The sequence below is a fragment of the Cystobacter fuscus DSM 2262 genome (assembly GCF_000335475.2).
GTDB lineage: Bacteria > Myxococcota > Myxococcia > Myxococcales > Myxococcaceae > Cystobacter > Cystobacter fuscus.
The window spans coordinates 267836-280720 of sequence record NZ_ANAH02000006.1 but is presented as its reverse complement, the minus strand read 5'-3'; the positions used below and the strand labels follow the sequence as shown (position 1 = coordinate 280720).

Here is a 12885-nt window from a genome sequence, read left to right as displayed (position 1 = left end):
GGCCCGCTACGGGGTGGACGTCTCCGGCGCCACCTCGTAGCTGACCAGCTCCTCGGTCTCCTCGCCGGTCTCCTTCACCTTTCCGACGCCGCGCACGAACCAGTACGTCTTGATCTTGCTGGTGCCCGTCTTGCGCACGACGATCGCCTGGAAGGTGCCCGCCGGGACGGTGACGGACTCCCCGAGGGAGATCACCTTCCAGAGGTCTCGCGTCGTCTCCGTGTTCGCGCTCTTGCCGGCCTTCTGCTTCGTCTCCTGGTAGCTCTCGATCCAGGAGGACTCCACCCCGAGGTGCTCGGGCGTCTCGTCGAGGTAGAGCTTGGACGGCTCCCACCACTCCTCGGATCTGGCGCTCGTCGCCCCGGCGTCGAAGGTCTGCTCCCGGTAGCGCACCATGCGCGTGTCCGAGCGCTCCTGCCAGTCGAGGGTCATGGCCCCCGAGTCCTCCCGGGTGGTCACCCGATGGGCCAGCACCTCACGGGAAGCTCCGGTGCCGCCGACGGGCTCCAGGGGGCCCACGGTGACTTCCCGCTGGGACACCACTCCGTCCGTGGTGACCCGGTAGGTCCAACGGTTTCCCTCGGTCCACGGCAGGAGCGAGCCCTGACTGGCATCGTCTTCCCCGCTCGGAGCGGGAGCCGTCGCGCCTCCGCACCCGGTGGCGAGCCACCCGAGCACCAGCAGGACCCTGAGCGCCGGCTCGTGGCCGGGCCTTCTCTCGAACTTGAACTCGGCATTCATGGCGCACCATCCCGTCAAGGCGTGAGGGCGAAGCAGTAGATGGCGCCATAGCCCCCGGAGCCGCCCACCGTGGAGCCGCCACCACCTCCGCCGGTATTGGTGAGGGTGACCCCCGGCGCGCAGCCCGGCACCTGGTGGTCGGACATCCAGTTGGAGCCGCTGCCCGTGCTGCCGCTGCGGGGCCAGGAGTGGCCACACATGGGCTTGCCGGTGGAGCCCACCGCGCTCGTCCAGTCGTTGCAGGTGCCACTCTTGCTGCCGGAGAACTTCCCCTGGCTGGTCGAGCCGGTCAGGACGTCATGGTTGTCGACGCCCTGGTGGTTGGGTTCTCCCCGCTCGTTGGGCAGGTCGTTCTTGATCTGCGCGTCCGCGAGTGGCCGCGAGCCGCTGAGCAGGGCCGCCTTGTTCTGCGCCACGAGCCGGCCCAGGCGGTCGTACCAGGGTCCCTCGCCGATGCGATCGATGGCATTGACGACCCCTCCATCGGGGCCCCCCGTGGAGGCGCTCAGGAAGGCGCGCCAGGTCTTCTGTCCAGCGCCGGGCAGCGACGCCTCGGCGATGGTGCGGCAGAGTTTGTCCGCTCCTTCCAGGCCGGTGGCTTCTCCATAGCGGAGATCTCCCCCGAAGCCGTTCGCGCTGCCCGAGAGCTGGCGCATGGACTCGATGCTGGTCACGAAGAAGCTGAAGGTGCCGGTCTCGGTGGGCGTGCCGGAGCCGCCGTCCGTGGAGCTTCCGGTGGAGCCGCCGTCCGTGGAGCCGTTCGGCGTGGAGGGGGTTCCGCCTGTGTCCTCCACGGGCACTGGAATGGGGTCCACATCCTCGGAGCCCGTGTCGCAGGCCACGAGCCCCGCGCCGACGGAGGCGCAGGCAATGACAGACAGAAAGAGTTTGGCTCTCATGGTGGGTTGCTCCTGGGCTCCTCGCCGGCCCGGGGGAAGCCTCGGCGTTCATCGGATTGATGAGAGGAGAGGGGTAACACGGATGGTTGGAATGTGTGTCGTTCCGAAATGAATCGTAACGAATGCGTCACGGATGGATGGGTCTAATCTCTCTCGAAATGAAAGCAGCACTGGCTTCAGAAAGGCTTAAGGAATGGAGGGTAGGGGGTCAAGCACCGCGTGTCGGAACGGGCCCGTGTCAGGTGGGCGCGTGAGCCACGTCCGGAGGGCGTTCCCTTCATGCGAGGCCACACCCATGTTTCCGGACAGATGTCAGACCAGCCGCGAGATGTACCACCGCATCCGGTGGGATCCGCGGCTCGACGCCGGTGAGTTCGTCATCGGCTACGACGCGCACGGCGAGCGACTGGAAGAGGTACCATTCGAGGCGTTCATCCCGGATGGGGAGATTCCCTGGCATCGCGTCTGGTACTTCCGGCGCGGGCACGAGCGGGTCTGGGACCGCCGCGAGCGCATCGAGCGCAAGCGCTCGGGCGGTGACTCCCAGGGCACTCCCGCGCTCGAGCCCACGGGGTGATTGTTTCATCCTGAGCAGGGCTTGCGAGCCGGTGGTTTGACGGGTGCGTCCGTGTTTCCGTCTACTCGAGGCATCTTGGCTTGCAGGCCCGTCAGCTTGCTTGGGGGGAGCTGTGCTCAATCGTCTCGAGGGTCCGCGTCTGGCGGGTACACGGCTGTGTCCCCTGCTCGGCGGCTGGCTGCTGCTCGTGCTCTTCCTCCAGAGCGCCTGCACCACGGGTGCCCCTCGGGCTGGCCTGCTGGTGGGCTATCGCTACCAGTCGCTCGTGCCACCACCGGCCCCCAGGCAGCACGTCACCCTCACCCCGCGCAGTGACTTCGCGCCCGTCCAGGTCTCGGACTCGGAGTGGCGCGAGGCCTTCACCCAACTCATCCTGGAAGTCCCCCTGCGGGTGGCGACCCGCTCCACCAGCCCGCTGGCGGGCCACCTGGTGTTGGCTTCCTGGCCGTCCGGTGATGCGCGGGACACCAGTGTCGAAGGGGGCTACGCACGCCTGTGCGAGCGACGCGGCTCCCCGAGCGACTGCTACTGGCTGCTGGGGGACGGACCCCACGACACCTCCCTCGGCCACCGGGACAGGTTCGTGCTGGCCCTGGGCCTCGCCCTCACACCCGCGGTGGAGGCCGCTTCGGGTGTGCTCCAGGACTTCTCCGCGCACGCCATGACGGCCCTGCTCACGGGCCTGTCCCTCTATCTCGTGACGCTCATGGCACCCGAGCCCATCTCCAAGGGCCTCGCCCTGGCGATGACCGTCTTCCTCTGGGCCTACCTGGGGCATGAATTCTGGGGGCTGATTGCCTCCACGAAGCGGCTGTGGGACGAGGCGAAAGCCGTCGGCACGTTCCACGAGCTACGCGGCGCGAGTGAGCGGTATGCCAGGGTGCTCGGGCCCAACACCTTGCGCATCCTGCTGCTCCTGGCGACGTGGAAGGCGGGCGCCCGAGGCAAGGAGGCCATGCAGGGCAGCGGGCTGCCGGGTTTCCCCCAGGCGGTGCGCAACGCCGCCACCTGGGGCCGATTCCACCTGCCCACGGCCGCGTCCGAGGCGACGTCGGTGTCCGTGGCCGAGGGCCGACTCGTTCTCTCGCTGCCCTCGGGCTCGGGTGCCGTTCTCGCCATGCAGCAGCAGGGAGAGGAAGGTGACATCCACCACATCGCCACCGTGGAGAATGAGAAGTCCCCCGTGCGGGGAGGGCCCTGGACGCCCAAACTCAAGAAGTTCTTCGACAAGGCCGGCATGTCCATGGAGGACCCGGCCAACAAGGTCCGCATCCCGGGGCACAAGGGACCCCATCCGCAGGCGTACCATGAGCGCGTCTATCAACGGCTCGCCGGCGCGGTGGAGGACTGCACGACCACGACGCGGTGCCGGGACGTACTCACGCGGGAATTGGGGAAACTGGCCAGAGAGCTCAAAGAGGTAGGCTCCGATCTCAACAAGCTGGTCACCGGGGCCCTGTAAGGTTGGGAGGGCGGTATGGCGCAGAGGTACTTCGAGTTGACTGAGGACATGACCAGCCTGGACCGCTGGTTATTGGGCGACCCTGTTGATGAACAGGGGAGCGAAGTTCGCACGCGGCAGTTCATGAGCGGGGAGTCCACTCGCTTCGACGGTCGCCTTCGAGTCCCCATCTACCACCCCGGTACTTCGCTCGACTTCACGCGCGTGGACCCGGGAGCCATTCCCGTGGTCACGGAAAAGGTGGCCCGCATCCTGACCGAGCTGGCTTCGGGCGATGTCCAACTCTTCCCTGTGGAAGTGGAGTCACGACCCGAGACCTACTTCCTGGTCAATGTCGCGCGCCTCGTGAAGTGCATCGACGACGAGGCGTCCGCGAAAGTGCAGTACTGGAAACCGGAGGATGGGCGGCCCGAAAAGGTTGGGCAATACCGGGATGTGTACGGCATGCGCATCGATCCCACCCTGGTCGCTGGGGCCAAGGTGTTCCGCCCCTGGGGTTGGAGAGTGGCCCTTATCGTCGCCGAGGACGTGAAGGAGGCTCTCGAGCGCACCGGCGCGACGGGGCTCGACTTCAGAGAGGTGACAGGCCCCGGACCCCAGGGGATCGAGCAGCAACCGCTCAATCGTCCAAACGAGGACTGGCTGAGACAGGTGGACGCCGCACGCGAGGCGTTCTGGCGCACCCTCGGCGAACTGGAGGAAGCAGCCATCGTCCCGATTGTCCCCTTTGGCCCCGAGTGGCCGGGTCAACGGCAGGCATGGCGTGTCATCCACCGGGCGGGGCGACGGCTCCTCCTGGTAACGGATGGCCTCTCCGATCCCTTTCCTGGGCAGGCTGCATCGTCCGTGGGCTTCGGCTTGGAGCTCGCCATCGAAACCGACGAGCCTGTCGAGGACGCCCAGGAGAGTTGGCTCCTCGTCGTCCTCCAGCGTGTGGCGAACGAGATCGCGGAGCACGAGCGAGTGCGCGAAGCGGCGTTGACGGGCCAGCTGACCATGGAGGTGTCGGGAAGGGGAATGCCCGAGTCCCTCGTCACCCAAGAGGGCCGGGTGGGCGTGTTGTTGGGGCTGGAGTCGAGCACCCTGCCGCGGCACCTCGCGACTCCGGCTGGAGAGGTGCGGCTCGTCACCGTCAAGGTGCTGCTGCCCGCCGAGCTGGCCTATCGCGTACAGCACGGCAAGCAGGGCCGGGAGGAACTGGCGCGGTGCTTCGCGGAGAAGGGTGAAGAGCACCTGTCTGGCGCCAGGCGGCGCGCGGTGGTGTAGCCCAGGCGTGGGGCCACACCGCCTTGGGTTATCGGCCTGATGTGGGCGTCAGTAACAGAAGCTGTTGCAGTACGGCGCGCCGTTGGGCTGCGTGCAGCAGATCTGACTGGAGGACGGACACGCGCCGTTGACGCAGCGGGGGCGGCAGAGACCCTCGCCCGGGCTGTTCGGCAACCAGGCACAGGTCGTGGTGCTGGGGCAGGCGCCGGTGCCGTACTCACAGGCGAGGCCCTGCTGGGTGCTCCCGAGCACTTCGGATTCCTCCGCGGCGTCGTTCGTACCGCAAGCCGTCAGGCCGAGAGTGCACAGAGCCACAACACACAGAAGTCGTCGCATGGGAACCTCCAGTTGGTGGAACGAGGAAGGCTGGATTATGCGGTCGCGAGAGGGGCGCGGCAATCCGGGGTCCAATCAGCGGCCTCGTGGCTCAGAACGAGGCGAAGACGAGCACCTTGCCCAGGGTCTCCGCGCCGCGCCCCGTGCCCACGAGTCCCTTGGTGAGTGAGAGGAATTCCAGGGACTGCTCCACGTGCTTGGCCACGGTCTGCACGGTCTCCACCACCGCCAGCTCCAATGACTCCAGTGCCTCGGGGGACGAGGGCTCCTCGAGGAGCGCCACGACCTTGGGGTGCCCCGTGAGCGTCAAGCGGACGAGTCCCACCCGCAATGCCAGACGGAACACGTACGCGAGCAGGCTCGGGAACTCGGTGAACGACGTGCGCCAGAGGAAGTGGGCGACGTAGTGGTGGAAGTATTGGGCGAGCCGCGGGCCCTGCGCCGCGTTCAGGGCCTGCCACCGCTGGGTGTAGAGGCTCCAGGCCGCGTCCAGGTCTCCCGGCCCCCCTTCCTCCAGTCCGAGGGACTCCAGCACGCTCCGCCCCCAATCCCGGACGCGACCTCCCCGGGCCGCCATGCGTGCCTTCACCACCGAGGTGAACAGGCCCACGCAGGGGCCACCGGGCAGGGCCAGTCCGCTGAACTCCTGGTGCACCGCCTCGCGCGCCTCCGGGTCATCGAAGCGCTGGAGGGCCTCGCTCAAGCGGGCCTCGGCCTCGGCGCGCGTCTTCTCCCCAAAGGCGTCCGTTCCCCGGAAGTAGAAGTCATCCACCGCGTAGGCGAGCTGCCCGAGCAGGGCGAGCCGGGTGGCGAGCGGGTGCTCCTCCCGATCCAACAGCCGCAACAGCGCCGCGCGGACGGACTCGGCGTGGAAGGTGTAGCCCTCCGCCGGGTCCCGGCTCAGGTGCCTGACCGCCTCGGGGCGGGGGATGAGGGGCGAGGGGAAGGGCTGGGACTCGGGCCGCATCGCATCCTCCGCGAGCAGGCTCAAGCGCACCACCTCGGGACAGGCCAGGGAGCCGGAGAGTTCCCAGTGCCCGGCCCGCGCGGTGACGACGCGCGGAAAGGTGGCGCAGACATCCGGCAGCGCGTCCTCGCCATGGCCGCGCTGGAGCGCGCACATCCGCTGGGGGTCGAGGAAGGCGCAGGTGCCATCCGGGTGCATCGGCAGGAAGGGCGTCTGCCCGCTGCCCTCGTCCGACTCCGGGCCGGCGCTCTGGCGCAGGTGCTCCGCCTGGGCCGGATGAGCGGCCAGGGCGGGTTGCATCCGCCGCGCGTCGGACGGGCTCACCGGGATCTTCAAGCCCGCGCAGCAGGTGTCCTCGCAGCGCTCCGCGATGCAGCGGAAGCGCGTCATGTAGCGCGGCAGGGTGATCTCGGTGGGCATGGGCGCGGGGAAGTCTACCCCGTTCCCAGCCCCATCTCCGAGGTGGGCTCAGGGCAGGGACTGGAGCCCGCCGAGGGCATCGAGGGCGGCCCGCGCCCGGACGAGTCCATGGCCGTAGCGGGGGTCATGGCCCGGCGCTCCCAGGTCCAGGGCGCTGCGCTCCAGCAGGTCGCGCACCTCGCTGGCCGTCATCGTCGGACGGGCGCTCCAGACGAGCGCCGCCACGCCGGCCACGTGGGGCGCGGCCATGGAGGTGCCCATGAACCGGGCATAGTCCACGCCCGTGAGGTTCACGTGCACCTGCCTGCCCAGGCTCTTGAGCACGGCCGCCCGGGACTCGCGCCCCACGGAGACCGCGGGCACCCACGTCTGTCCCGGCCCCTCCAGGCTCATCTGCCAGGACTGGGTCTCGGACTCGCTCATGCCGAAGACGATGGCGCGCGCGCCCTGCTCCATCACGTTGCGCGCGACGCGGGACACCGTGGCGCCCGGCTCCAGCCGCACGTAGGCCACGAAGCCGTCGCACGTGCCGCCCTGGCACCCCTGGGCCTCGCCGTTGCCGCAGTCGACCAGCGTCCCGGTGAACTCGCCCGCGGGCGCGAAGAAGAGCGAGCGCGAGGCGTAGCGCTGGGCGCCCGCGTCGAGCTCCGAGATGGTGTTGCCCCGCAGGCTGATGGCGGACAGCACGTCCACGCCCGGTGCCACGAGGCTCAAGCCCTCGCCTCCGTTGGAGAAGGTCGCCACCTGGGCGCGCGAGTCCACGGCCCCCACGGCCAGGACGGACGGATAGGCGGACGGGTAGTTGAGCGGCGCCTCGAGGTGGGCGGTGCCGTCATTGCCCGACGCGGCGATGATGAGCATTCCCGCGTCGCGCGCGGCCTGGAACGCGTCCCGGGCGGTGACGCCCATGTCCATGGGGGCTCCGAGCGACAGCGTGGCCACGTGCGCCTTCTTGCGTTGGCACCACTCGAGTGCGGAGAGGACGTTGCTGATGGAGGCGCGCTCGTGCACGTTGAGCACCCGGGCGATGAGCAGCTCCACGCCGGGGGCCACGCCCACCATGCCGTCACGGCTCATGCCCGCCCAGGTGGTGCCACCCGAGGCGAGCTGGGCCGCGATGATGCCCGCCACGTGCGTGCCGTGGCCGAGCCCGCGCACGCCCTCGCTCTCGTCGCTCGGGTCGTCGTCGTTGTCCACGAAGTCATGGCCGTCCACGTAGGGCAGGCGCAGCTCGGGATGCCGCCGGTCGATGCCGCTGTCGATGACGCACACCCGGATGCCCGAGCCGGTGGGGGCTCCCCAGTCGAGCACGCCGTCCTCGTTGACGTCCCACACCCGGGGGCCCTGCACGAGCCGCAGCGACTCGGTGTACTCGCCCACGGAGCCGGTGCTCAGGGGCTGGCCGAGCGCGCGCAGCTCCAGGTCTGGCTCGATGCGCTCCACGGAGGGATCCGCGGCGAGCCGGGAGATTTCCTGGGGCGTCAGGCGGGCGGCCACGGCCGGGGTGAGCTGGTAGTGCGCCGTCACGGAGACGCCCAGTTGCCGTGTCACGGAGGCGCTCTGGCGCAGGCCGGGGCGGTAGCGCACGAGCACGGCCTGGCGGTCATCACCGGCCGGGGAGGAGAGCGCGCCGGACACGGTGTGCACCTTCGTGTCCACGCACCTGTTCTGACTCTGGGGCGAGATGCCCGCCTCCGGGTCCGCGCACGCCATCAGTCCCACCAGCCCCACCACCGTCCATCCCCGAATCATCGCCCCTCCAACGCTCCCCACGGGAGGGATGTGGGCAGGGGCGGGTGCGCTGCCCAGGGGGAACGGCGTTTCCGGACGAAGGGGACGTGCCCGGAAGCACAGAGTGGTGGGGGCAAGCGTGGACAGGTGAACAGCTCCGGCCCCTGGCCGTCGTGCTACACCGCTCGGGTGTCCGAGTTCTCCTTGCCTCCCGGGCTGCCGAGCGAGCCCGAAGTCCTGATCGAATCCCCTCGGGGGTCGGTGGTGAAGCGGCGCGCGGATGGGAGCGTGGATTTCATCTCCCCGCTGCCCTGTCCCTACAACTACGGCTGTGTTCCCGGGCTGGACTCGGGGGATGGGGATCCGCTGGACGTGGTCGTCCTCGGCCCGCGGCTGCGCCGGGGAGCGCGCCTGCGGGTGCCGGTGGTGGGGGTGATTGGATTTCTCGACGCGGGGTGCGCCGATCCCAAGGTCATCTGCAGCACGCGGCCCCTGCGCCCGGTGGACCGCTGGGGCCTGGCGGCCTTCTTCCACACCTACGCCCTCTTCAAGCGGGGGCTCTACCTCGTCCGGGGCCGGCGCACCGGCGACACGCGCTACGTGGGGTGGCTGCCGGGTGTCACTCCCGGGCCAACATGAAGGGGCGCAGCTGGGCGGGGGGCACCGGGCCGAACGAGAAGAGTTCGTCGTGGAAGCCGGCCTCGTCGAAGTGCTCGCCGCGCTGGCGCCGGCAATCCGCCTCCAGCCGTTCGAACTCGAGCGCGCCGAGCAGGTAGGTGATGGACTGCATGGGGATGCGCTTGAAGCGGAGGATCTCCCGCCGCGCATGGGCCTCGGGCATGCTGGCGTGGTGCACGAGGTAGCGCACCGCGGCCTCGTCATCCATGCGCTCGGTGTGCAGGCCGATGTCCACCACCACGCGCACGGCGCGCAGCGCGCGGGCCACCAGCGCCGTGAGTTCCTCGGCGGTGGTGTAGAAGCCCGCGCGCCGCATGCGCTCCTCGGCGTAGGTGGCGTAGCCCTCGATGTTGAGCATGGAGCCGAAGTGGCCCCGGGCCATGGCCACGTGGTCCGTCACCAGCAGGAAGCGCACCGGAGCGGGGTTCCGTGAGAAGGCGCGCTGCCAGGCGACGCTCTGCAGGAAGTGGCCGGGGATGCCCTCGTGCACCGCGAGCAGCGCTGCCCAGACGGTGGGGTGCGCGGGCGCCATGGGGGCGACCACGAACCAGCCCACCTTGCGCGGATCCAACAGGGGCGCGGGCCAGTTGGTGCCCCGCACGTCCACCATGCCCGGGGGAAGGGACTTGATGCCCAGCCGCAGGCCCTCGGGCACGTGGAACATCCCCTGCTCGTGGACGAACTGCTCGGTGTGCGCGATGAGCTCCCGGTAGAGGGGGATGACGTCCTCGTCCCGGGCGGGATGGTGGGCCTCGAGCTGGGCGAGCAGCTCGCGCGCCTCGCCGAGCCCGGAGAGGGACGAGGGGGCACCGGGCACCTCCCGGGCGACCGCGCCGGACAGCCGGTGGAGCGCGTGCTGGGCCTGGGCCAGGACGTCCTGGGCCTGGCGCACCAGCTCCTCGGGCGAGGCGGTGAGGCCGAACGTGTGGCGCAGCCGCCACTCGTACTCGTCCGCGCCGAGCACGACGCTGGGGCTGGCATGGGGCAGCACGCGCTCGCGCAGGAAGCGGTGGTGGGCGGCGAAGGCCTCGCGGGCCTCCCGGGCCGCGTGCTGGAGGGCGCGCCGTTCGTTCTCCGGCAGGAGCACGTCATGGGCCCCGGGCACCTCGGGCAGGTGCTCGAAGTAGCGGACGATGACGGGGAGCTGGTCCTCGGCGAAGTCGCGCACGGTGTACACGTCCGGCACTTCCCCGGTGGCGAGGCCCTCGGCGAGCAGCCGCTGCTGCTGCTGGAGGAAGGTGGGGATGCGCGCGGCCCGGCTGGCGATGGCCGCCCAGTCCTCGGGCGTCTCGGCCTGGCCGATCTGGTACTGCAACATCGTGTGCGGGTAGGTCGACAGCTCGAGGTTGCGCCGGTGGCCGCGCAGCTCCTCGTAGGCATGGACGTGGAAGCGGGTGATGTCGAGCATCGCCCGCCAGTCGAGCCGGGCCTCGGTGGGGAAGTGCTCCCCGGGCAGTCGCTCCAGGCGCGCGAGCACGTCGCGGTGCAGGGCGTACTCGTCCCCCAGCGCCTCGGGTGATAGGTCCTTCAACTGATCGTCCAGGTGGTGCAGCCCGAGCGTCGTGGCCTCCTCGGGCTGGGCACGCAGGTAGTGCTCGAAGAACGAGGCGCGCAACTGGACGAAGGCGTCGAGGTCGTGCGGGGGAGCCTGGCTCATGGACCTCCCACGTTAGTCATCCTCTCACGGGGAGTGAGAACGTGCCCCGGGGAGAGGGCCCGGAATGGGGCGAGAGGGCCGGGGAGTAGGATTCTCATCACCCCGCCCATATTTTTTCCACGCACCTGGGGGCAGGCGGGTAGGGGGTGCATCCGCACTGTCCGTCACCCGGGCTGGGTTGTATCCTGCGCGCCCCATCGCCGCCCCGGCAGGGACGGGGGTGCTCGCCTTCGAGTGAATCCCATGGTCGCCAATCCGCAGAATCCCTTCCACATCCTCCTGGTCGAGGACGAACCCGTCATCCGGGAACTGGTGCGTTCCATGTTGAGCGATGGGGCCGTGGAGGTGGTCTGTGCCTCCAACGGCGTCGAGGGCCTGAAGCTGGCCAAGGGCCGGCCCTTCCAGCTCATCCTGATGGACGTGGTGCTGCCCCAGCTCGATGGCATCTCGGTGTGCCGGATGCTCAAGAGTGATCCGCTGACCTCGAAGGTGCCGGTGTACATGCTCACGGCCAAGTCCAAGAAGGCGGACATGGAGAGCGCCACGCTGGCGGGGGCGGACGGCTACATCCAGAAGCCCTTCAAGGGCGCGGAGTTGATGGCGCTGGTGGAGCGGCTGCGTCAGGCGACCTGACGCGGCTCAGGGCAGGCGCGGGTGGAGGTAGCGCGCCAGCATCAGCAGGTGGTCCCAGTCCAGCTCGTCGAACTCGACCCCCACGCCGTGCGCCTCGCGACGGACGATGGCGCAGTTCGTGGTGAGCTCCCCGACGCCGGGCAGCGGGAGCGTGAGGGTGATGCGCTTGACGTCGTCCGGAGGGTGGCCATGCAGGAACAGGCCCGCCATGGACAGATCGAGCGCCTTGACGAGCACCCGGCGCTCACCGAGGTGCACGTGGACCATCCAATTGGCTTCCACGCGCGGGTGGTAGCGCCCCTGGGAGCGGGTGGGATCGGTGGGCGGCATCATTCGGAATCCTCTGGGTGCAACAGGGGACTACGACTCTGAAGCACTCCGGGGGGCTCGCAAGTTTTCGGCCGCCCATCCGCACCATCCATCCACGTGGACGTGGGCTCCATCCCATGGAGGCCGCCGCGCGGTCCGCGGGGGCCCGGCGCTCGGGAAGGCCACCTCCCGCGGGTTGGCATGCCGGCTGAAGAGGCCCCGCGCATTCCCAAGCGCAGGAGGCTTCACGTGGAGAACGGCAATCGGATTGGCACGCTGTCCATCACCCCGACGGTGGCGAGGCAGACGCCGAACAACGACTTCGGCGAGGTGATGGCGCGCACGGCGCGGACGGTGGCGAACACGGCGGGGGGCGTGGTGGCCGCGCTGGCACCCGGGGCCCCGGTGGTGAGCGCGGCGGTGGCGAGCGTGGGCTCGGTGGTGTCCACCTCGGCCTCGTCGATGCGGGGCGCGGCGGCGCTGTCCGGGACGGGGGGCGCCGGGGCCACGACGGGGCAGGGAGAGCAGTGGGACTTGCTGGCGGCCCAGAAGGAGATGCAGGCCGAGGGGGCGAAGATGAACCTGGCCTACATGGAGCTGCAGAACCAGATGCAGGCGGAGAGCCGCGCGCACAACGCGGTCTCCAACATCATGAAGGTGCGTCACGACTCGGCCAAGGCGGCCATCAACAACATCCGCTAGGGGCACGTCATGGCCATCGGCAAGGTGGGAGCGGTCGGAGGTGCTGGCGCCGCGTCCGCGCTGGAGCGCTCGGGCCGAGCGGGTTTCAGCCAGGTGATGGAAGGAGCGAAGGGCGCGGCCAGGCCGCCGGGTATTCCGGTGGCCACCGAGGGCGCGCCGGGCCGGGTGCCCTCGCCACGGCCCGAGGCGGCGCGCGGGGTGTGCGAGGCGGGAGGCGTGGAGCGGGCCTCGGGGGGGCGGTCGGAGGTGAAGGCCGCGGGGCAGGTGGGCGCGGTGCCCGAGCCCGGACAAGCCCAGGCGGCACGGGTGTTGGACCGGGTGGGGGAAGCACAGAGGCGGTTGGATCACATCCTGGAGCTGGCCGAGTCCGGCCGGTCTTTCTCCGCGGCGGAGCTGCTCGCCTTCCAGGCCCATGTGTATCGCGCGAGCCAGGAGCTCGATCTCGCCGGCAAGGTCGTCGAGAAGGCGACCGGCGGCGTGAAGCAGATCCTGCAGACGCAGGTGTGA

General features: G+C 69.8%; 14 protein-coding genes. 7 read left to right on the top strand and 7 right to left on the bottom strand.

The genetic code is table 11. The features are described from left to right. Positions 1–6: 6 nt before the first annotated feature. Both D187_RS11490 and D187_RS11485 read right to left on the bottom strand, forming a co-directional pair. Positions 7–741 carry a hypothetical protein gene (locus D187_RS11490; RefSeq protein WP_002626871.1) on the bottom strand — a complete coding sequence of 245 codons (735 nt, stop codon included), beginning with the start codon at positions 739–741 and terminating at the stop codon, positions 7–9. Between the two features lie 14 nt (positions 742–755). Next, the gene (locus tag D187_RS11485; RefSeq protein WP_002626872.1) at positions 756–1640 is read right to left on the bottom strand and encodes a hypothetical protein; all 885 of its coding nucleotides are present in this window, start codon (positions 1638–1640) and stop codon (positions 756–758) included. Positions 1641–1935: 295 nt separating this feature from the next. Between D187_RS11485 and D187_RS11480 the strand changes: the two genes are divergently transcribed. The 3 genes from D187_RS11480 (at position 1936) to D187_RS11470 (ending at position 4945) form a co-directional block, all read left to right on the top strand. After that, positions 1936–2217, top strand: a complete 282-nt coding sequence (locus D187_RS11480; protein WP_002626873.1) for a DUF504 domain-containing protein — start codon at positions 1936–1938, stop codon at positions 2215–2217. A 112-nt stretch (positions 2218–2329) separates the two neighbouring features. Continuing rightward, on the top strand, positions 2330–3679 hold the full coding sequence (locus D187_RS11475; RefSeq protein WP_002626874.1) for an AHH domain-containing protein: 1350 nt from the start codon (positions 2330–2332) through the stop codon (positions 3677–3679). Positions 3680–3694: 15 nt separating this feature from the next. Continuing rightward, positions 3695–4945 (top strand): imm11 family protein, encoded by a 1251-nt coding sequence (locus D187_RS11470; RefSeq protein WP_002626875.1) that lies wholly within the window; start codon positions 3695–3697, stop codon positions 4943–4945. Positions 4946–4993: 48 nt separating this feature from the next. On the opposite strand, the gene D187_RS52115 is transcribed toward D187_RS11470, so the two are convergent. From D187_RS52115 to D187_RS11460, 3 genes are all read right to left on the bottom strand, one after another. Beyond that, positions 4994–5281, bottom strand: a complete 288-nt coding sequence (locus D187_RS52115; protein WP_076606143.1) for a hypothetical protein — start codon at positions 5279–5281, stop codon at positions 4994–4996. Between the two features lie 91 nt (positions 5282–5372). Next, a complete protein-coding gene (gene fliB / locus D187_RS11465) occupies positions 5373–6668 on the bottom strand; it encodes a flagellin lysine-N-methylase (RefSeq protein ID WP_002626877.1) in 1296 nt (431 codons plus the stop codon). A 48-nt stretch (positions 6669–6716) separates the two neighbouring features. Then, a complete protein-coding gene (locus D187_RS11460) occupies positions 6717–8420 on the bottom strand; it encodes a S8 family serine peptidase (protein ID WP_002626878.1) in 1704 nt (567 codons plus the stop codon). Between the two features lie 168 nt (positions 8421–8588). On the opposite strand from D187_RS11460, the gene D187_RS11455 reads away from it, so the two are divergent. Beyond that, positions 8589–9038 (top strand): inorganic diphosphatase, encoded by a 450-nt coding sequence (locus D187_RS11455; RefSeq protein WP_002626879.1) that lies wholly within the window; start codon positions 8589–8591, stop codon positions 9036–9038. Here the strand turns inward: D187_RS11455 and D187_RS11450 are convergent. Further along, the gene (locus tag D187_RS11450) at positions 9019–10734 is read right to left on the bottom strand and encodes a DUF885 domain-containing protein (protein WP_002626880.1); all 1716 of its coding nucleotides are present in this window, start codon (positions 10732–10734) and stop codon (positions 9019–9021) included. The genes D187_RS11455 and D187_RS11450 overlap by 20 nt on opposite strands. 243 nt (positions 10735–10977) lie before the next feature. On the opposite strand from D187_RS11450, the gene D187_RS11445 reads away from it, so the two are divergent. Continuing rightward, positions 10978–11367, top strand: a complete 390-nt coding sequence (locus tag D187_RS11445) for a response regulator (protein ID WP_002626881.1) — start codon at positions 10978–10980, stop codon at positions 11365–11367. Positions 11368–11373: 6 nt separating this feature from the next. On the opposite strand, the gene D187_RS11440 is transcribed toward D187_RS11445, so the two are convergent. Beyond that, positions 11374–11700 (bottom strand): PilZ domain-containing protein, encoded by a 327-nt coding sequence (locus D187_RS11440; RefSeq protein WP_002626882.1) that lies wholly within the window; start codon positions 11698–11700, stop codon positions 11374–11376. A 225-nt stretch (positions 11701–11925) separates the two neighbouring features. Here D187_RS11440 and D187_RS11435 point away from each other — a divergent pair, with 225 nt between their 5' ends. Then, entirely contained in the window at positions 11926–12378 is a 453-nt protein-coding gene (locus D187_RS11435) for a hypothetical protein (RefSeq protein ID WP_002626884.1), read from the top strand. Between the two features lie 9 nt (positions 12379–12387). Beyond that, a complete protein-coding gene (locus tag D187_RS11430; RefSeq protein WP_002626885.1) occupies positions 12388–12885 on the top strand; it encodes a hypothetical protein in 498 nt (165 codons plus the stop codon).